This window comes from Phaeobacter piscinae, assembly GCF_002407245.1.
GTDB classification, from domain to species: domain Bacteria; phylum Pseudomonadota; class Alphaproteobacteria; order Rhodobacterales; family Rhodobacteraceae; genus Phaeobacter; species Phaeobacter piscinae.
On sequence record NZ_CP010681.1, the window covers coordinates 1,568,770 to 1,587,182 of the forward strand.

Consider the following 18,413-nt stretch of genomic DNA (forward strand, 5'->3'; position numbering starts at 1 on the left):
ATGCCTGATGCAGCTGAGATTTTGCTCAATTTACTTGATTTGGAAGAGCTTGATCGCAATCTCTATCGCGGTATTGGGTCCGGCGGCGAAACACCGACGCGGATCTACGGCGGCCAAGTGATCGCGCAGGCTTTGATGGCGGCTTATTCCACTGTTGAGGACAGGCTGTGCCATTCGCTGCATGCCTATTTCATCCGCCCCGGTGATCCGTCAAAACCAGTGATATACGCGGTTGATCCTGCGCGCGATGGTGGTAGCTTCACAACCCGACGTGTGACAGCTTTGCAAAACGGCAAACAAATCCTCAATTTGGCGGCGTCCTTCCACATTGAGGAACCGGGGTGGCAGCATCAACATGAGATCCCCGAGGTGAAGACGCCAGACGCATTGGTGTCCCGCGATGTTCTCCTGCGTCAGCTTGCCCCGAAACTGGACAGCCGTTTACGCGTCGAATTCACACGAGAGCGTCCGTTTGAGATTCGAGATGTTGAGCCACGCGATCCGATAAACCCGGATAAATGTAGCGATATCAATCATATGTGGATTAGAATGAAGGCGGCAAAGGGCGCCACGCCACAGCTGCAGCATGTGCTGATGGCCTATGTCTCCGACTACGGGTTATTGGGGTCAGCGCTGCGACCGCACGGTCTGAGTTTTGTGAAAGGTCAGGCCATGACGGCTAGCCTTGATCATGCGATGTGGTTCCACGCCCCGGTGCAATTTGACAACTGGCATCTTTACACGATGGACTCACCATTTGCCGGTGGCGGTCGCGGATTCAACCGTGGCTCAATCTTCACACAGGACGGCCAACTGGTTGCCAGTGTTGCACAGGAAGGGCTGATGCGCCCGATCGCCAAGTCCTGAACCACTGTGTAGTTGGGCCGAAAGCCCTGGAATCATTCAGTCAGCTGTTGGAGGGTCGAATTTGTCGCGCAGCCTCTGCATGCCAGTGATCCAGCGGTCATAGTCTGCGGCCTTGGCCTGAATATACCCTTCGACCTTCGCATGGGGCAGGACAAGAAATCGATTTTTTTCAATAGCCTCGATGCAACTTCTCGCAACATCCTCGGCTGAGATCATCCCGTCCACCGCCGCGGCGCTGTGCTCCATACCCTTGGTCATGGCGGTTTTCACCGCTTGCGGACAGGCCACGGAGACGCCGATCCCTTGATCGCCATGGGTGATCGCAAGCCACTCAGAAAAACCGACGGCGGCGTGTTTGCTCACCCCATAGCTCACAGCGCCAATCTGGTTCAACAATCCTGCCGCTGAGGCAATATTGAGAAAATGCCCGCCACCGCGCTTGATCATCCGCGGCACCAGATGCCGCGCGGCTGACACATGGGCCATCACGTTGATATCCCAGCTTTGCTGCCAGTCAGTGAGCGAGGTCTCAAGTCCACCGATCCGAAGGATCCCGGCATTGGAACAGAACACATCAATCGGCGCGATTTCATGCTCGATCACATCAATCATCGCAGCGATGGCGTGGTCCGATCCTACGTCCAGGGTATAGGCACGACCACCGATTTCATCCGCAGTGCGCTGCGCACCCAGTCTGTCCAAATCCGCGCAGATGATATGCTTGGGATTACACCCAGTCATTGCGATCGCCAACGCACGCCCGATACCTGTCGCGGCACCGGTGATGACAATTGTTTTGCCGTGCAGATCCATGTTGGCCTCAACTGATGAAATCGTTCTGTGATACTGTCTCGTGTACAAGCCAGACCTGCAACAGTGACGCTACATCATATAAATTACACATAATACTGATTACAGGTTAATTTGCGTAGTTTAGATCGGCCAAACGAAATACGCTCTTTTGCGCATTTACCTTTCATTTATTGAGGTTGATGCGTCTGGCAAAAACACCTCGGCGATCCTGCGGGATTTCACCTGCGCTTTGGGGCATTCGCATGGCTTGGCTGGCTTTAGCTGCCGCAGCGTGCATCTGTGCAGCAGGATTAACCTGTCATTCTGGCCATTTGATCGGACATGGCTCGCGCTCTTTTGCAATATCGCAGTTCGGCGGCGGTTCAGTGGTGATCTTGCGCCTTTTGCGGAACTCTCTGTACGGAACGGTCATTCCACGACCGGTGTTGCGTCAGATCATGAGGGCATTAACCCTGCCGCTTCGTTTGCCTTCTGCGCGCCAATGAATACACGAAGATTCAGATTTATCCCCTTAACTACTTTCCGCCAAAGGGAGCAGAAAATCTCGTCTGATCCACCTGCCTCTCCTTGCGTCGCTGTGGGTACGGCCACGTTTTGCAAAATTGCAATTCAGATTTGCACAAATGCGGGGCGTGTCAGGAGTGTTAACCCTACATCGGTTTACACCTCGGTTACGATCTTAACAAAAAATCGCACCCTTGTCTGGCAACGGTGCGATTTTTAATGGTTTTATTGATCAGTTGTAGCTGTCGGTTGCGCTTAGAAAAAGGCCTGCAGACCTGTCTGTGCGCGCCCGAGGATCAGCGCGTGAACATCATGAGTCCCCTCATAAGTGTTCACAGTTTCCAGGTTGACCATGTGCCGGATGACGCCGAACTCCAGGCTGATGCCATTTCCGCCGTGCATGTCGCGGGCATTCCGTGCGATCTCCAGCGCCTTGCCGCAGTTGTTGCGCTTGACGATGGAAATCATTTCCGGCGCGGCGTTGGCGTCATCCATCAGACGCCCCACGCGCAAGGAGGCCTGCAGGCCAAGCGTGATTTCGGTCTGCATATTGGCCAGTTTCAGCTGGAACAACTGGGTGTTGGCCAAGGGGCGACCGAACTGTTTGCGATCCAACCCATATTGACGGGCGGCGTGCCAGCAAGCCTCTGCGGCGCCCATCGCGCCCCAGCTGATGCCATAGCGCGCGCGGTTCAGGCAGCCGAACGGGCCTTTCAAACCTTCCACATGGGGCAGCAGCGCGTCGTCGCCAACCTCGACGCCATCCATGACGATTTCACCGGTGATGGAGGCACGTAGCGACGCCTTATTGGCGATTTTTGGTGCGGACAGGCCCTTCATCCCTTTTTCCAAAACAAAGCCGCGGATCTTGCCGCCATGGGCTTCGGATTTGGCCCAGACGACAAACACATCTGCGATTGGCGCGTTGGAGATCCACATTTTGGAGCCAGTCAACCGGTAGCCGCCTTCGGTCTTTTCCGCGCGGGTTTTCATGCCGGCCGGGTCGGATCCCGCATCGGGTTCGGTCAGGCCAAAACAGCCGATCCATTCGCCAGAGGAGAGTTTCGGCAGGTATTTTTGGCGCTGCTCCTCGCTGCCATATGCGTAAATGGGATACATCACAAGCGAGCTTTGCACCGACATCATTGAGCGGTAGCCGCTGTCGACGCGCTCGACTTCCCGTGCAACCAGCCCATAGGAGACATAGCCTGCGCCGAGGCCGCCGTATTGTTCCGGGATGGTCGTTCCAAGGAGGCCCATCTCGCCCATTTCGCGAAAGATCTCAGGATCAGTTTCTTCGTTTTCGTAAGCGTTTAGAACGCGCGGTTGAAGTTTTTCCTGGGCATAGGACCGCGCCGATGCCGCTATCATCCGCTCGTCCTCAGTCAACTGGTCGTCCAGCCGCAGAGGATCATCCCAGTTGAACTGACCCAGATCCGGGGCATCTTTGGCGCGCAAGGCAGGTTTATCGGTCATTTTTCGTCACCTTTTTGATCCTCAACTTGCCGCCGACCTTAACCTTGCGGTAAGACAAAGGACAGCGAGAGAACCACAAGCAAACATTACAAAAGCTCATACATGGCCACCCCGAGACGCTTCCTCCCTTCAATTGCGGCGCTGCGCGCGCTGGAAGCGCTGGACCGTTTGGGCAGCGCCTCGGCCGCGGCGGATGAGTTGGCGCTGACGCAGGGTGCAGTGAGCCGTCAGTTGCAGGCGCTGGAGCGTCAATTGGGCGTGGATCTGGTGCGCCGAGACCAGAAGCGGCTGACGCTGTCACCGGAGGCGCAGACCTACGCTGCTGATATTCGTCAGGCGCTGAACCAGATCGCCCAGTCGACGCTGCGCGTACAGGCAGCGCCCTTGGCTGGCAGTCTTAATCTGGCGATTCTGCCCGCTTTTGGGATGCGCTGGTTGATGCCGCGGCTACCGGAATTTGCACGGCGGCATCCGGATGTGACGATCAATATGTCCACGCGGCTGGAACCGTTCAACTTCGTCAGCGAAGGCTTTGATGCTGCGATACATTTTGGGACTGCGGACTGGCCCGGAACCCAGGCGCTGCTGCTGAAACATGAACAGATGCTGCCAGTCTGTGCGCCCGACCTGCTGGCCGGGGGGGAGGTCCGTACCCCGAGTGATATCGCCGCCCTGCCCCTGTTGCATATCCAGACTCGCCCTCAGGCCTGGCAACACTGGTTCGAGAGCCATGATATCGCGTTGCAGGACGGTTTGTCCGGCACCATGTATGACCAATTCGCAACCATTACACAGGCTGCGCTGCATGGGCTTGGCGTGGCCTTGATGCCGGATTATCTGGTGGAGCAGGATCTTGCGACAGGGCGGCTTGTGGCGCTTCACGCCACCGCTACCGAAAGCCCGGGCGCTTATTACCTGGTCTGGCCCGAGGCCCGGTCCAAGGACCCTGCCCTGATCAAGTTCCGCAGCTGGCTGGCGGGTCAGGCGCAGCCCGAAGATCCGCTGCCAAGGTAGTTTTCGGGTGGTGAAAACCCATCTGATGACAAGGTTTCATAATTTTATCAATGTGATGTCGGTCTATCCTAAGGCGTATCCTGCGCCGCGGACTGTCCGGACAGGGTCCGATCCGCCGTGTTGGGTCAGCGCCTTGCGCAGACGGCCGATGTGGACGTCCACGGTTCGGGTGTCGACATAGATGTCCCGCCCCCAGACGCGGTCCAGCAGCTGCTCCCGGCTCCAGACCCGGCCGGGTTTCTCCATAAAGGTCGACAGCAGGCGAAATTCGGTTGGCCCCAGTTTCAACGGCGCCTCGCCCCGGCTCACCTTATGGGTTTCGGCATCCAGCACGATATCGTCAAATTCCAGCCGCACCCCAACGGTTGAGGGACGCACGCGGCGCAGCTGGGTCCGCACACGGGCCATCAGCTCAATCACGGAATAGGGTTTGACCACATAGTCATCCGCCCCGGTTTCCAGTCCGCGCACCTTGTCCACTTCCTCGGAGCGGGCCGAGAGCATGATGATCGGGATATTGCGGGTTTCGGTGCGCGTCTTCAGGCGGCGGCAAACCTCAATCCCGCTCAGATTGGGCATCATCCAGTCCAGCACGATGATATCCGGCATGTCCTCTTCGACGATCAGCAGTGCCTCTTCGCCGTGTTCGGCGCGCAGGACGCGAAAGCCGTCTGCCTCCAGATTATAGGACAGCACCTCGCGTTGGGCCAATTCGTCCTCGACCACCAGAACGGTGGGTTGGTCGGCAGCCATGCTCAGACCTCCTGCGGCACGGACGATGTGGTGTCGGCCTTCTGCCGGTCATCTTCCGGTTTGTCGCCAGTCACCAGATAGACCACCTGCTCCGCGATGGAGGTGACATGATCGCCCATGCGTTCGACGTTCTTGGCGATGAAATGCAGGTGCATGCAGGGGGTGATATTGCGCGGATCTTCCATCATGAAGGTGAGGAATTCGCGAAACAGCGCATTGTACATCTGATCGACATCACAGTCGCGGGCGATCACATCCTGCGCCAGTTCCACATCGCGCTGGATGTAGGAATCCAGCGCGTCCTTCAGCATCAGTTCGACCTCGCGCGCCATCCGGCGCATGGCGGCAGCACTTTCGGAGACATTCGGCCCCTGCGCCAGAACAGCCGTCCGTTTGGCGATGTTCTTGGCATAGTCGCCGATGCGTTCCAGATTGCCGGAGATTTTCATCACCGACAGAACCAGCCGCAGGTCAACAGCGGCGGGCGCACGGATGGCGATGACGCGGGCGGCCTCTTCGTTGATCAGCTCTTCCAGACCGTCGATGGCCTTGTCGCCCTGACGCACCTGCTGGGCCAGTTCCTCATCGCGGGTTTCCAGCGCGCGGGCGGCGTCCATGATGGCAGCCTCGACGAGGCCGCCCATTTTCATAATCTGCGCCTGAATGGCTTCGAGGTCGCGGTCAAATGCGGATGCAATATGTTGTTCTACCATGGGTCTGTCCTCGATCAGCCGATACGGCCGGTGATGTAGCTCTCGGTGCGCGGATCCTCAGGGTTGGTGAAGATCTGGCCGGTCGCACCAAATTCAACCAGATTGCCAAGGTGGAAGAAGGCGGTTTTCTGGCTCACCCGTGCGGCCTGCTGCATTGAGTGGGTGACGATCACCACGGAATAGCTGCTGCGCAGTTCGTCGATCAGTTCTTCGATCTGGGCCGTCGCGATCGGGTCAAGTGCGGAACAGGGCTCATCCATCAACAGCACTTCTGGTTCGGTCGCAACGGCGCGGGCGATGCACAGGCGCTGTTGCTGGCCACCGGAAAGGCCTGTGCCGGGTGCATCCAGCCGATCCTTCACCTCATCCCAGATGGCGCCACGGCGCAGGGATTTCTCGACGATCTCATCCAGCTCCGCCTTATTGGCGGCCAGTCCGTGAATGCGCGGGCCATAGGCGACATTGTCATAGATCGACTTGGGGAACGGGTTCGGTTTCTGAAACACCATGCCCACTTTTGCGCGCAGCTGCACAGGATCGACACGGCTATCATAGATGTCTTCACCGTCGATAGAAATATCCCCGGTCACCCGGCAGATATCAATGGTGTCATTCATCCGGTTGAGACAACGCAGGAAGGTTGATTTCCCGCAGCCCGAGGGGCCGATGAAGGCGGTGACGGTGTTGTCCTCGATCTCGACGTTGACGTCTTTAATCGCGTGGGACTCGCCGTAGTAGACATTCACGTTCTTAGCGGCAATTTTGGTTTTCTGTGTTTGCACGTCTTTGTCCAATGCAGTCATCAGGTTCATATCGGCAGCCCCCTTACCAGCGGCGTTCAAAGCGGCGGCGCAGGATCACGGCCACTGTGTTCATGGTGACGAGGAAGATCAACAGGATGATGATACCGCCCCAGGCGCGTTCGTAAAATGCCGGATCAGCACGTTTCGCCCATTCGTAGATCTGCGCGGGCATGGCTGAGTTCGGGGCCAACAGGCCATCAGCGAGGGTTTCCGGCGCATTGGAGGCGATGAAGCCAACCATGCCGATCAGCAACAGCGGCGCAGTCTCCCCCAGGGCCTGCGCCAGACCGATAATGGTGCCGGTGAGGATGCCGGGTGCGGCCAGCGGCAGCACATGGTGAAACACCGCCTGCATCCGCGAGGCTCCGACCCCAAGCGCCGCATCCCGGATCGACGGCGGCACGGATTTGAGCGAGGCGCGGGTGGAGATGATCACTGTCGGCAGGGTCATCAGCGTCAGCACCAGACCACCCACCAGCGGCGCCGACATCGGCAGGTGCATGTAGTTGATGAACACCGCAAGGCCTAGGATACCAAACACAATCGACGGCACGGCAGCGAGGTTGGAGATATTCACTTCGATCACATCAGTGAGCCAGTTTTTCGGAGCAAATTCTTCAAGATAGATAGAGGCGGCAACACCGATGGGCAGCGCCAGCGCCAGCACGACCAGCATCATGAAGAGCGACCCCATCATGGAGACGCCCATACCGGCAGCTTCTGGACGCGCATCAGAAGCGTCGGCGCCGGTGATGAAGTCAAGATTGAAGGTTTTGGCCGCGACGCCTGCCGTCACCAGTGCATCCACCAGATCGAGTTGTGCGGGCGAGATGCTCTTGTCGTTGACAATGCTGTCGCGACTGACGCGGCCTTTCAGGTAGCCGTCCACCCGGCTGGAGGCGAGGAAGCGGAAGGTGACCGTCTCCCCAATCTGATCGGGGTTTTCCAGCACATAGGCCCGCAGCTGCGCGGCGGCGTTTTTTGACAGGATGCCCGCCATCGCCTTGGCCTTCAGGTCCGTCTCAATCCCCAGCTCCGCAACCTTCGCCTGCACCGCATTTTTGATCAGCGGCGCATAGCCGAAGGTGGTTACCTTCTTGATCGCATCCAGATCGCGGGCACCGGATTTGTCCAGTTTGCTTTCCAGCAGTTCCACGTCCAGCGTGATGAAGGTCTGCTGAAACGCACCTGTGCCCCGGCTCACAATGGTGAAGACCAGCACCGCAAGCATCAGCAGGCCAACCGTGATGGCGGCAATACCGTAACCACGAAACCGGCGCTCGGCGGCGTTGCGCTTGCGGGTGCGGTCCGATTGCTGCAGCAGCGAGCCTGCGTGGCTGCCTTCGGGTCCCGGGGTGTTTTGGCTGATATCGGTCATTAGTCGTACTGCTCCCGGTATTTGCGCACGATATAAAGCGCCAGAACATTAAGCCCGAGGGTCAGGACAAACAGCGTCAGACCAAGGGCAAAGGCGACCAGCGTCTCGGGGCTGGCAAAGTCGGTGTCGCCCGTCAGCTGGCTGACGATCCGTGTGGTGATTGTGGTCATCGATTCCAGCGGGTTGAGTGAGAATTTGGCAATCGCCCCGGCGCCCATAACAACAATCATCGTCTCACCAATGGCGCGTGACGCCGCCAGCAGCACAGCGCCCACGATGCCGGGAAGCGCTGCGGGCATCACCACCTGACGGATGGTTTCGGATTTGGTCGCCCCCAGCCCAAGCGAGCCATCGCGCATGGCCTGCGGTACGGCGTTGATGATGTCATCGGACAGCGACGACACAAAGGGGATCAGCATAATGCCCATCACCAGACCAGCGGTCAGAACCGAGGTGGCCCCGCTCATCCATTCGACCCCCAGAATGCCGTCTTCACCCTGACCGAAGAATTTCACCAGCAGCGGACCAACCGTCAGCAGCGCAAAGAGGCCGTAGACGATGGTCGGAATGCCGGCGAGGATCTCCAGCAGCGGTTTGGCAAAGGCGCGGGTTGTGCCGCTGGCGTATTCAGAGAGATAGATCGCGGCAAAAAGCCCGACAGGCACCGCGACCAGCAGCGCAATCGCCGAGATATATAGCGTTCCCCACAGCAGCGGCAGGATCGACAGGTCACTGTCCCCGCGGAAGTTCGGCGCCCATGTGGTGCCAAAGAAGAAATCGCTCCAGGCATGCAGCCCAAAGAAGTTGATGCTTTCAAACAGCATTGAGAACACGATGCCAACGGTGGTCAGAATGGCAAGGCTGGCTGCAAGAATGAGCAGCGCCATGATCCCCTGTTCCACCACATTGCGGGCGCGAAAATCCTTATGCGTGCGCCCATAGGCCCAGGCAAAGCCAACCATCGCCAAGAGGCCGACGATCACCGACATGATGATCTGGCCCTTGTTGGCAAGGCTGCGGTAACTCTGCGCCGCAGTCAGCACCTCCGGGCGCACATCGGAGCCAAGCGCAACGCCAATCTCGCCCAGACGGGCACGGATATCGGTCTCACCACTGTCGAGGTTGCGGGCGTCGGTTGGGGATAGAACCCCCTGCTCTACCGCCAGATCCAGCCCCTCGGCGAGACGGCGCACGTCGCTCATCACAAGGCCAAGCGTGGAGTTCTCCGGCACCAGCTCTGCCGGGATCATAGCGGAGACCCGGTTTTCAATGACCATTGGCTGGGCCAGCGACCAGATGGCGAGCACCGCCAATGCCGGCACCAACGCACTGAAGGCCACGTTATGACCGTAGTAAGCGGGCAGCGAGTGCAACGCCTTTGCGTTCCCTCCTGCCGAGGCAAGCGCGCGGTTGCGCCCCAGCACAAAGCCCAGCCCGGAAAGGGCAAGAAGGGCAATCACGAGCCAAACTGTCGGCATCAGCTACTCCGTTTGAGTGAGACGGAAAATCCGGTTCTGCAAGAGCCGACCACGCGGATTGCAAAGGGGTGTCTTATGGTGGTCAGAGATTGGGCCGGGGCAATGTCAGATGCCCCGGCCCGCAGTGTCACTTAAGCCGGGCGATCAGGAATTGCCGCCGATGACCTCTTCTTCGGAGACCACAGCCTGGGTCTTGGACAATTCGGGATCGGCAACCAGACCGTATTCTGCCAGCGGGCCATCGGGGCCGGCCACTTCGTCTGCGACGAAGAATTCAGCATATTCTTTGAGGCCAGGGATCACGCCGATGTGGGCTTTCTTCACGTAGAAGAACAGCGGGCGCGATACCGGGTATTCACCTTCGGCGATGCTTTCGGTGGTGGGCACAACGCCGGACATGGTGGCAACCTGCAGCTTATCGGTGTTGTTCTCATAGAACGCCAGACCAAAGACGCCGATGCCGTCCTTGTTGCTCTCGATGCGGGCGAGAGTTTCGGTATAATCGCCGTCGATATCGACCGATTTGCCGTCAGTGCGCAGGGAAATACAGGCTTTCTCTGCAGCTTTCTTCTTGGCTTTGTCGCTGTCGCCTTCCGCGTGTTCCAGCAGGTGCTCAAATGCGCCGGTGGCTTCGCAGCCTGCCAGGATCACCTTGTCTTCGAACACTTCGCGGGTGCCGTGCTTGGTGCCGGGAATGAAGGCCTGAATGTCCTGCGCCGGGAAAGCGCTGTTCACATCGGCCCAGGTCTTGTTGGGGTTGGCAACCATTTTGCCATCAACCAGGATTTCGTCGGACAGGGCCAGGAACCAGTCGGTGGGCGTGTATTCAAAGGCGTTGCCCTTGATGTCATTGGCAAACACGATGCCATCATAGCCGATCTGGACTTCGATGATGTCAGTCACGCCGTTTTCGGCGCAGGCCTTGATTTCTTTTTCCTTGATACGGCGCGAGGCGTTGGCAACGTCGATGGTGTTTTCACCCACACCTTCGCAGAACCGCTTCAGACCGGCAGAGGACCCACCGGATTCAACGACCGGTGTCGGGAAGTCGAAGTTCTCGCCAAAGGCTTCGGCCACGATGGAGGCATAGGGCAGAACGGTCGAAGAACCGGCCACCTGAACCTGATCGCGCGCTGCCGCAGCAGTGGCAGAAACAGCCGAAATGGCCAGGGCGGAAGCGGTGAGTTTCACAAAGGACATCTGTGTCTCCTTGGGTGTCAATTTTCAGGATCATCCCGTGATGATCTTGCGCCCTCACCTAAGGGCGGCGCATGTGCCTTTTGTGACGGCTATGTAACAGCTGTATGACAAACCCGGTTGTTGCCCCGTTTTTTGTGACAAACTGGCCTAGCAACGGTGGATTTTCTTAACTTTTCGCGCCGACCTTCGCGGCGGACGCTTAGGTTGTTGTCACATAGAGCGCGCCAAAGCCTCACCGGCGTGTCAGCGCGGCAGGATCACGGTGAACACCGTGCCCGTCGCAGCTGAGCTTTCCACCCGCATCCGGCCACGATGGCGGTTGATGATATGTTTGACGATCGCCAGCCCCAGCCCGGTGCCGCCCTGCTCACGCGATCTGTGCGTATCGACGCGGTAGAACCGTTCCGTAAGCCGGGGCAGATGGACCGGGTCGATCCCGGCGCCATTGTCGATCACCTCAACCCGGACGGCGGCGGCGCGCACGGCGGGGTCGCGGTCGCGGGTTTTGAGCCGTAAGGTGACCTGATCGCCACCATATTTGATGGCGTTCTCGACAAGATTGGTGAAGACCTGCTGCAGCTGATCCGGATCGCCGGTAACCAGCGTCGGCTCCTCAGGGATTTCCAGCGTGAGATGGACATCCGCAGCCTCCGCCACCGGTTCCAGCGACTTCAGCGTTGAGGCCAGATGTGCGCCCAGATCGAGCTGCGCGCGCGGGCGCACACGCTCTTCGCTCTCGACCCGGTTCAGCGACAAGAGATCGCCGACCAGGCGGTTCATGCGGTTGGCTTCATCCTGCATGATCTGCAGAAACCTGTCGCGCGCCGCGCCATCATCGCGCGCAGGGCCGCGCAGCGTTTCGATGAACCCCATGAGGGCTGTCAGCGGCGTGCGCAGCTCATGGCTGACATTGGCGACAAAATCGCGCCGCATCTGGCTGGCCTGCTCGCGGTCTGTGATATCCGTGAGGCTGATCAGCGCCGCCCCACCATTGACCGCGCCGATGCCGGGAATATAGCGCAAGGCGACCTCAAATGTGGTGTCCTGCGCGCCGTCGTTGGACAGGTGGCGCGCGGTTTTGGCGCTGCGTTCATAAAGACAGCGCTCAATCGCAGTCGCCACATTGGGCTGGCGCAGGATGGTGGCGAAATGACGCCCGACCAGATTGTTGCCCAGCAGGGTGGTCGCCGCCGCGTTTGCGGCGATGAACCTTTCGCTTTGATCGACCAGCACCGCTGGCAAGGGGATGGCCTCCATGAAACCGTCAATCAGATCCTGCGTCATTTGCCCCTCGCCTTGTTGCTGTGCCGGCCGTGTTACAAACCGATTGTAACTATGACGTGGCAGCCGCGACCGCTTCGCTGAAGACAGCGCAGAGTGTGTCCGGATCCTCAAGCCCGACCGAAACGCGGAAGAATCCTTCACTCAGCCCCAGTTTGGCACGATCTTCTGCGCTGAGGGCGCGGTGCGAGGAGGAGGCGGGATGCGACAGCGTGGTGCCCACGTCCCCCAGCGTCGGGGCAAAGTTGAGCCCATCTGCCCCACGGGTAAAGGCATTGGCCGCAGCGCGTCCGCCTTCCAGCTCAAAGCTGACCATATTGCATCCCTTCCCATCCAGCAGCGCCATTGCGCGCTCGTGGTCGGGATGGTCCTTGCGGGTCGGGTATATCACCCGCTTCACCCCCGGTAGCCCGGCCAGATGATCCGCCAGCGTCACCGCGGTGGCCTGTGCGCGCTCAAACCGCAGTTCAAACGACAGCATGCCGCGTTCTGCAAGCCAGCAGTCAAACGGGCTGGGCGTCATGCCGGTGGTGACCACATAGACGCTGAGACGGGTGTTGATCTCAGGATCCTTGGCCACGACATAGCCCAGCATCACATCGGAATGCCCGGCCAAGAGCTTGGTAATGGAATGGATTACGATATCCGCGCCATGATCAAAGGGACGAAAGCCCCGTGGGGTGGTGAAGGTGTTGTCGACCACCAAAAGGATATCGCGATCCTTGCAGAGCTGTGCCAGCCCGTCGATATCAGCCACGGCCAGCGTCGGGTTTGAGACGGCCTCAACCAGGATCATTTTGGTTTCGGGGCGGATCGCAGCCACAACCGCGGCCACATCGCCGGGATCGGCCAGCGTTGTTGCAATGCCCAGACGCGGCAGATCCTCCGCCATGAGGCGCATGGAGCGCCCATAAAGCTGATTGCCGCCAATCACGTGATCGCCGGTTTTCAGCAGGCCCAGCAGCACAGCCGAAACCGCCGCCATACCGGAACCGGTCACAACCCCGCCGGGCATGCCTTCCATCGCATCGAGCCGTTTGGCGACCACATCGGCGTTTGGATGCCCCTCACGTGAATAGGTATAGCCGTGCACCCGCCCCTCATATTGATCATCCAGCGCATCTGGCGTGTCGCTGGCATAGACCACGGACGGACTAAGCGGGGTCACCACCGGATGGCTCGCGCTGAAGGGCAAGGGATCTGGCCGCATAAGCGACCCTTTGGAATTTTTCACGTGTCAGACCTCTGTCAGTTCGTCGCGGAAACGACGCATGTTTTCTTGGTAGTGCTCGGCGCTTTGGCGCAGGGATTGAACCAGCGCCTCATCCACATCACGGACGATTTTTCCGGGTGCGCCCATAACCAGAGAATTATCAGGGATTTCCTTATTCTCTGTAATCAGGGCGCCCGCACCGATCAGGCAATTCTTACCGATCTTGGCCCCGTTCAGCACCGTGGCCCCCATCCCGATCAGGGAGTTGTCGCCGATGGTGCAGCCATGCAGCATGACCTTGTGGCCGATGGTGCAATTCTCGCCAATGGTCAGCGGATAGCCTGCATCAATATGCATGACGCAGTTTTCCTGCACGTTTGAACCACGTCCGATGCGGATTTCCTCGTGATCGGCGCGGATGGTGCTGCCGAACCAGACCGAGGCCCCCTCCTCCAGCACCACAAGGCCGATCAGATTGGCATCCGGCGCAACCCATGTGTCGGCGTGGAGTTCGGGGGTTTTGTCTCCCAGAGCATAAATCGTCATGACAGATCCTCAAATTCGCTTTGCAGGCCGCGCACGTGATCCACCAAATGCGGCTGCTGGATGCGGCGCAGACGGGTCGCGGTGATAATGGTCTTCAGCTGCAGTTCGGTGGCATCCAGATCATCATTGATCAGCACGTGATCATAGCTGCCCCAGTGGCTGATTTCGTCCCAGCTTTTCTCCATCCGACGGGTGATTGTCGCGGCATCATCCTGGGCGCGGCTCTCTAGCCGGCGGCGCAACTCTCCGATCGAAGGTGGCAGCAGGAAAATTGACAGCGTGTGCTGGCCCAGGTCTGAGTTGCGGATCTGCTGCGCGCCTTGCCAGTCGATATCAAACAGCACATCACGCCCGCCATCAATCGCCGCCTTCACCGGCCCTTTGGGGGAGCCATAGAAATTGCCGAAGACATGGGCGTGCTCCAGCATATTGCCTTCGCTCACGGCGGTCTTGAAGGCGTCGGTGGTGATGAAATGGTAATCCTGCCCATCCGTTTCGCCGGGGCGCGGGTTGCGCGTGGTGGCAGAGACGGAAAATTCGATGCTGGGATCCCAGGACCGCAACCGTTTCGCCAATGTGGATTTCCCGGCCCCAGAGGGCGAAGAAAGGATAATCAACAGGCCGCGCCGATCTGCCATGGCATGCTCTCCTTATATTATATTTGTTGTTCTTCTGGTTTCTATTCGATGTTCTGAACCTGCTCGCGCATCTGGTCGATCACCGCTTTTAGCTCAAGCCCGACCGCTGTCAGGTCGCTGTTTTGCGCCTTCGCGCAGAGCGTATTTGCCTCTCGGTTGAATTCCTGCATCAGGAAATCCAGCTTGCGCCCGACGGCGCCGCCTTTGGCCAGCAGTTCCCGCGCAGCCGCCACATGGGCCGTCAGCCGGTCCAGCTCCTCGGTGACATCCGTTTTGACCGCCAGCAGGGCCAACTCTTGTGCCAGCCGGGTTTCGTCGACGCCGTCACTGTTCTCCAGCACCCGCGCCAGATTGCTGCGCAGAGTTGACGCAACCTCGGCTTTGCGGGCGTCAGCGCGGCGTGCGGCCTCTTCGCGCAGGGTGGCAATCTGATCTAGTTGGTCCATCAGGACAGCTTTCAGCGCGGCGCCCTCAGTGGCGCGCATGTTAACGAAGTCGGACAGGATTGCGGCAAAATCGGTGCTGAGCGCCGCCACGATGGGCGCGGGCTCGTCGCTGCCGCTGGCCTGCTCCAGCACGCCTCGTTGCGTCAGAAGATCCGTGGCAGAGGTCTGCGCCAATGTGATCCCCGCAGCAGCAGCCTGCCGCTCCACCTCACCAACCGCTGTCAGCAGCGTTGCCAGGGCCGCTTGGTTGATCTGAAGGGCGACGGCAGCCTCCTTGCTGCGGTTGATCCGCAGTGTCATAGAGACATTGCCGCGCGACAGCGCCTTGCTCAATTGCCCGCGCAGGTTGGCTTCAAGCCCGTCCAGCCAGTCGGGGATGCGCAAGCGAAGGTCCAGCCCTTTGGCATTCACCGAGCGCAATTCGCACGACCAGCTATGCGCCCCGGTGCTACCCTGCCCTGCGGCAAAGCCCGTCATTGAATGGATGGTCATTATCTGCGGCCTCCCCGGGTGCACGAGGCGCTGTTTCGCCTCGCCACAGGTTTACAAACGGCCAGCGGACAAGTCCATAAGCGCGGAGACCTATCCTAAAGTGTTAACCATTGATTAAAGAAATAGTCCAAAATTGAATAAGATTGTGGCATGTTAACTTCAGGATAACCAATCCGGCATTAATCGTTAGGCAACCAACTTTAGCTTGGCGCATGACCCAGCCGGATCCAGCGAGGATGACAGCGATGTTTTTTGGCGGCCGCAAAGACGACAATCAGACCGAAGGTCAAACCAAGGTTGTGGCAATGGATCGCTTCCGCGCAGCGGGATCGCTGTCGCCCATGCGACAGGCAGAGGCCTATTGGACCGCTCTGCGCCGTGGCGACGATATTCCCAGCCGGTCGCAGATCGATCCGCGCGGGTTGGAAAATATCCTGCCTCAGACCTTCATTCTGGAGCGGATCGCCCCCGGCATCGCCCGTTTTCGTCTTGCTGGTCAGCGGGTGAACGAAATGGCTGGAATGGAAGTGCGCGGCATGCCCATCACCGCTTTCTTCACCCCGGCAGCCCGTAAACAGGTCAGCGCAGCGTTGGAGACGATGTTCGACACGCCTGCCATTATCGAGCTGACCCTACAGACCGAGAACAACCGCCTGCGCGGCGCCCGCGAGGCGCGCATGCTGCTGCTGCCGCTGCGCAGTGATTTGGGCGATGTCAGCCGGGCGCTGGGGGTTTTCATCTCCGAAGGCAACCCAACCGGAACCTCGCAGCGGTTCTCGGTGACCGAAACGCAGATCCGCCAGGTCAGCCCGACCGGTGATGCGCCCTTCAAGGCAAAGCCGCGCGCCGCAGATCCGGCCGCACCGGCGAAGCCCGCGACACCAGCACCCGCAGCGAAGGACGTCAATGCACCAAACCCCGGTTTTGCCGAAACTCAGGCGCGGTTTGAACGCGAGCCCACCGTCATGACCGAGGCGCGTGCCCTGATTGAGCGCAGCCGCCAGATGTCGACTGAGACACCGGCAGCGCCTGCGGCAGAGCAGGCCGGGAATAAGACCAAGAAACGTGGCGGCCACCTGCGTCTGGTTGTCAGCAAGGACTAAAGTCCGGCCTCACCACCCCCGTATATTCCGAATTCCTTTCGCGCTACTGGACATAGCTAGAAAGCGATCGCCCCGCGACAGAAGGTCCGGGGCGTTTCCCGTTTTGTAGACGAAATAATGATCCTGCTGCGCCTTCTCTGCCTGCAAATAACACCGCACCATAACATGAAGAGTGCAGGATAAGTTTTTGAAAATAAAAGCCCTCACCCCGGCCTGGGGTGAGGGCTTGTCGTTTCATATCGGTGATCCCCGTTGTCGGGTATCACCAGAAACAAGATCAGCCAGCCTGACGCTCAGAGGTACGGGCACGCAGCTGCGACACTTCTTCAGCCACCAAGAAGGCCAGTTCTAGGGACTGGCTGGCGTTCAGGCGTGGATCGCAGGCAGTATGGTAGCGATCGCTCAGATCCTCATCGGTCACGGCACGCACGCCGCCGGTGCATTCGGTGACATCCTGACCGGTCATCTCAAAATGCACACCGCCCGGGATCGTGCCCTCTGCGGTGTGGATCGCAAAGAAGTCACGGACCTCACGCAGCACGCTTTCAAACGGGCGGGTCTTGTAGCCAGAGGAGGATTTGATGGTGTTGCCATGCATCGGGTCGCAGACCCAAGTTACCTTGGCGCCCTCCTCCTGAACCGCCTTGATCAAGCGCGGCAGATGTTCACCGGCCTTGCCTGCACCGAACCGCGCGATCAGGGTCAGACGCCCCTCTTCGTTTTCGGGGTTCAGCTTGGCCATCAGCACCTTCAGATCTTCGGCGGTGGTGGTCGGGCCACATTTCAGGCCAATCGGGTTCTGGACGCCGCTGCAGAATTCAACATGGGCGCCGTCAGGCTGACGGGTGCGGTCGCCAATCCACAGCATGTGGCCGGAACCGGCCAGCCATTTGCCAGATGTGGAATCCAGACGGGTCAGCGCCTCTTCATACTCCAGCAGCAGACCTTCGTGGCTGGTGTAGAATTCCACCGACTGCAAGGTGTGGGCGGTGTCGTTGTTGATGCCTGCGGCCTTCATGAAGTCGAGCGTATCGGTGATCCGATTCGCCATTTCACGGTAGCTTTCGGCCTTCTCGCCCTCGGTGAAACCCAGGGTCCAGGCATGGACCTGATTCACATCGGCATAGCCGCCGGTCGAAAACGCCCGGATCAGGTTCACGGTTGCCGCAGCCTGGGTATAGGCCTGCAACATGCGCTGGGGATCGGGCACACGCGATGTTTCGGTGAAGGCCAGATCGTTGATGATATCCCCGCGGTAGCTGGGCAGTTCCACACCGTTCACGGTTTCCGTGGGGGCGCTGCGCGGCTTGGCGAACTGGCCCGCCATGCGGCCCACTTTGATCACCGGCACCTTGGCGCCATAGGTCAGCACCATCGCCATCTGCAGCATCACCTTGAAGGTATCGCGGATCGCGTCGGCGCTGAACTGATCGAAGCTTTCGGCGCAATCGCCGCCTTGCAGCAGGAACGCCTCACCCCGGCCCGCAGCGCCAAGGTGCTGTTTCAGGCGGCGTGCCTCACCCGCAAATACCAAGGGCGGATACTTGGACAGCTGAGCCTCAACAGCCGACAGCGCGTCGGCGTTGGTATAATCTGGCATTTGCACCCGCGGTTTTTGGCGCCAGGTCGATTTTTGCCACTCACTCATAGCTGTGTCTCCGCATAAGAGGTCTTAGGTTAACGAAGGACATCTAT

17 protein-coding genes are annotated in these 18,413 nt (G+C 59.3%); 3 read left to right on the forward strand and 14 right to left on the reverse strand.

Going from position 1 to position 18,413, the window contains the following annotated elements; all coding sequences use genetic code 11:
• Complete coding sequence (locus phaeop14_RS07330) at window positions 1-867, forward strand: acyl-CoA thioesterase (protein WP_096789164.1); 867 nt, start codon at window positions 1-3, stop codon at window positions 865-867.
• Between the two features lie 36 nt (window positions 868-903).
• Here phaeop14_RS07330 and phaeop14_RS07335 read toward each other — a convergent pair whose 3' ends face one another.
• Both phaeop14_RS07335 and phaeop14_RS07340 read right to left on the reverse strand, forming a co-directional pair.
• Window positions 904-1,680 (reverse strand): SDR family NAD(P)-dependent oxidoreductase, encoded by a 777-nt coding sequence (locus tag phaeop14_RS07335; RefSeq protein WP_096789165.1) that lies wholly within the window; start codon window positions 1,678-1,680, stop codon window positions 904-906.
• Window positions 1,681-2,439: 759 nt separating this feature from the next.
• Window positions 2,440-3,660, reverse strand: coding sequence for an acyl-CoA dehydrogenase (locus phaeop14_RS07340; RefSeq protein WP_040178508.1), 1,221 nt, complete (start codon window positions 3,658-3,660; stop codon window positions 2,440-2,442).
• Window positions 3,661-3,762: 102 nt separating this feature from the next.
• Between phaeop14_RS07340 and phaeop14_RS07345 the strand changes: the two genes are divergently transcribed.
• Window positions 3,763-4,674: a LysR family transcriptional regulator gene (locus tag phaeop14_RS07345; RefSeq protein WP_040178510.1), complete on the forward strand. Its 912-nt coding sequence runs from the start codon at window positions 3,763-3,765 to the stop codon at window positions 4,672-4,674.
• Between the two features lie 63 nt (window positions 4,675-4,737).
• On the opposite strand, the gene phoB is transcribed toward phaeop14_RS07345, so the two are convergent.
• From phoB to phaeop14_RS07400, 11 genes are all read right to left on the reverse strand, one after another.
• Window positions 4,738-5,427 carry a phosphate regulon transcriptional regulator PhoB gene (gene phoB / locus phaeop14_RS07350; protein ID WP_040169121.1) on the reverse strand — a complete coding sequence of 230 codons (690 nt, stop codon included), beginning with the start codon at window positions 5,425-5,427 and terminating at the stop codon, window positions 4,738-4,740.
• A 2-nt stretch (window positions 5,428-5,429) separates the two neighbouring features.
• Window positions 5,430-6,140 (reverse strand): phosphate signaling complex protein PhoU, encoded by a 711-nt coding sequence (phoU, locus tag phaeop14_RS07355; RefSeq protein ID WP_096789166.1) that lies wholly within the window; start codon window positions 6,138-6,140, stop codon window positions 5,430-5,432.
• A gap of 14 nt (window positions 6,141-6,154) precedes the next feature.
• Window positions 6,155-6,952 (reverse strand): phosphate ABC transporter ATP-binding protein PstB, encoded by a 798-nt coding sequence (gene pstB / locus phaeop14_RS07360; protein ID WP_096789167.1) that lies wholly within the window; start codon window positions 6,950-6,952, stop codon window positions 6,155-6,157.
• Between the two features lie 13 nt (window positions 6,953-6,965).
• Window positions 6,966-8,321 (reverse strand): phosphate ABC transporter permease PstA, encoded by a 1,356-nt coding sequence (pstA, locus tag phaeop14_RS07365; RefSeq protein ID WP_096789168.1) that lies wholly within the window; start codon window positions 8,319-8,321, stop codon window positions 6,966-6,968.
• Window positions 8,321-9,799: a phosphate ABC transporter permease subunit PstC gene (pstC, locus tag phaeop14_RS07370; protein WP_040178514.1), complete on the reverse strand. Its 1,479-nt coding sequence runs from the start codon at window positions 9,797-9,799 to the stop codon at window positions 8,321-8,323. The genes pstA and pstC overlap by 1 nt, the downstream gene beginning before the upstream one ends.
• 144 nt (window positions 9,800-9,943) lie before the next feature.
• Window positions 9,944-10,999 carry a substrate-binding domain-containing protein gene (locus phaeop14_RS07375; protein ID WP_040169127.1) on the reverse strand — a complete coding sequence of 352 codons (1,056 nt, stop codon included), beginning with the start codon at window positions 10,997-10,999 and terminating at the stop codon, window positions 9,944-9,946.
• Window positions 11,000-11,242: 243 nt separating this feature from the next.
• Window positions 11,243-12,283 carry a sensor histidine kinase gene (locus tag phaeop14_RS07380; RefSeq protein ID WP_040169129.1) on the reverse strand — a complete coding sequence of 347 codons (1,041 nt, stop codon included), beginning with the start codon at window positions 12,281-12,283 and terminating at the stop codon, window positions 11,243-11,245.
• A gap of 49 nt (window positions 12,284-12,332) precedes the next feature.
• Window positions 12,333-13,490: a trans-sulfuration enzyme family protein gene (locus phaeop14_RS07385; RefSeq protein ID WP_096789169.1), complete on the reverse strand. Its 1,158-nt coding sequence runs from the start codon at window positions 13,488-13,490 to the stop codon at window positions 12,333-12,335.
• Between the two features lie 27 nt (window positions 13,491-13,517).
• Entirely contained in the window at window positions 13,518-14,039 is a 522-nt protein-coding gene (locus phaeop14_RS07390) for a gamma carbonic anhydrase family protein (protein WP_014874690.1), read from the reverse strand.
• The gene (gmk, locus tag phaeop14_RS07395) at window positions 14,036-14,677 is read right to left on the reverse strand and encodes a guanylate kinase (protein ID WP_014880014.1); all 642 of its coding nucleotides are present in this window, start codon (window positions 14,675-14,677) and stop codon (window positions 14,036-14,038) included. Before gmk ends, phaeop14_RS07390 begins: the two co-directional genes overlap by 4 nt.
• A 41-nt stretch (window positions 14,678-14,718) precedes the next feature.
• Window positions 14,719-15,615: a YicC/YloC family endoribonuclease gene (locus phaeop14_RS07400; RefSeq protein ID WP_096789170.1), complete on the reverse strand. Its 897-nt coding sequence runs from the start codon at window positions 15,613-15,615 to the stop codon at window positions 14,719-14,721.
• A 245-nt stretch (window positions 15,616-15,860) separates the two neighbouring features.
• On the opposite strand from phaeop14_RS07400, the gene phaeop14_RS07405 reads away from it, so the two are divergent.
• Window positions 15,861-16,718, forward strand: coding sequence for a PAS domain-containing protein (locus phaeop14_RS07405; RefSeq protein WP_096789171.1), 858 nt, complete (start codon window positions 15,861-15,863; stop codon window positions 16,716-16,718).
• A 277-nt stretch (window positions 16,719-16,995) separates the two neighbouring features.
• Here the strand turns inward: phaeop14_RS07405 and phaeop14_RS07410 are convergent, their stop codons facing one another.
• On the reverse strand, window positions 16,996-18,366 hold the full coding sequence (locus tag phaeop14_RS07410) for a class II 3-deoxy-7-phosphoheptulonate synthase (protein WP_096789172.1): 1,371 nt from the start codon (window positions 18,364-18,366) through the stop codon (window positions 16,996-16,998).
• Between the last annotated feature and the right edge of the window lie 47 nt (window positions 18,367-18,413).

Bases quoted from the DNA above. Each gene is read 5' to 3' on its own strand.
- pstC (WP_040178514.1), bottom strand. From the start codon at position 9,799: ATGCCGACAGTTTGGCTCGTGATTGCCCTTCTTGCCCTTTCCGGGCTG.
- phaeop14_RS07340 (WP_040178508.1), bottom strand. From the start codon at position 3,660: ATGACCGATAAACCTGCCTTGCGCGCCAAAGATGCCCCGGATCTGGGT.
- pstB (WP_096789167.1), bottom strand. From the start codon at position 6,952: ATGAACCTGATGACTGCATTGGACAAAGACGTGCAAACACAGAAAACC.
- gmk (WP_014880014.1), bottom strand. From the start codon at position 14,677: ATGGCAGATCGGCGCGGCCTGTTGATTATCCTTTCTTCGCCCTCTGGG.
- phoB (WP_040169121.1), bottom strand. From the start codon at position 5,427: ATGGCTGCCGACCAACCCACCGTTCTGGTGGTCGAGGACGAATTGGCC.
- phaeop14_RS07405 (WP_096789171.1), top strand. From the start codon at position 15,861: ATGTTTTTTGGCGGCCGCAAAGACGACAATCAGACCGAAGGTCAAACC.
- pstA (WP_096789168.1), bottom strand. From the start codon at position 8,321: ATGACCGATATCAGCCAAAACACCCCGGGACCCGAAGGCAGCCACGCA.
- phaeop14_RS07390 (WP_014874690.1), bottom strand. From the start codon at position 14,039: ATGACGATTTATGCTCTGGGAGACAAAACCCCCGAACTCCACGCCGAC.
- phaeop14_RS07385 (WP_096789169.1), bottom strand. From the start codon at position 13,490: ATGCGGCCAGATCCCTTGCCCTTCAGCGCGAGCCATCCGGTGGTGACC.
- phaeop14_RS07335 (WP_096789165.1), bottom strand. From the start codon at position 1,680: ATGGATCTGCACGGCAAAACAATTGTCATCACCGGTGCCGCGACAGGT.
- phaeop14_RS07380 (WP_040169129.1), bottom strand. From the start codon at position 12,283: ATGACGCAGGATCTGATTGACGGTTTCATGGAGGCCATCCCCTTGCCA.
- phaeop14_RS07345 (WP_040178510.1), top strand. From the start codon at position 3,763: ATGGCCACCCCGAGACGCTTCCTCCCTTCAATTGCGGCGCTGCGCGCG.
- phaeop14_RS07410 (WP_096789172.1), bottom strand. From the start codon at position 18,366: ATGAGTGAGTGGCAAAAATCGACCTGGCGCCAAAAACCGCGGGTGCAA.
- phaeop14_RS07400 (WP_096789170.1), bottom strand. From the start codon at position 15,615: ATGACCATCCATTCAATGACGGGCTTTGCCGCAGGGCAGGGTAGCACC.
- phaeop14_RS07330 (WP_096789164.1), top strand. From the start codon at position 1: ATGCCTGATGCAGCTGAGATTTTGCTCAATTTACTTGATTTGGAAGAG.
- phoU (WP_096789166.1), bottom strand. From the start codon at position 6,140: ATGGTAGAACAACATATTGCATCCGCATTTGACCGCGACCTCGAAGCC.
- phaeop14_RS07375 (WP_040169127.1), bottom strand. From the start codon at position 10,999: ATGTCCTTTGTGAAACTCACCGCTTCCGCCCTGGCCATTTCGGCTGTT.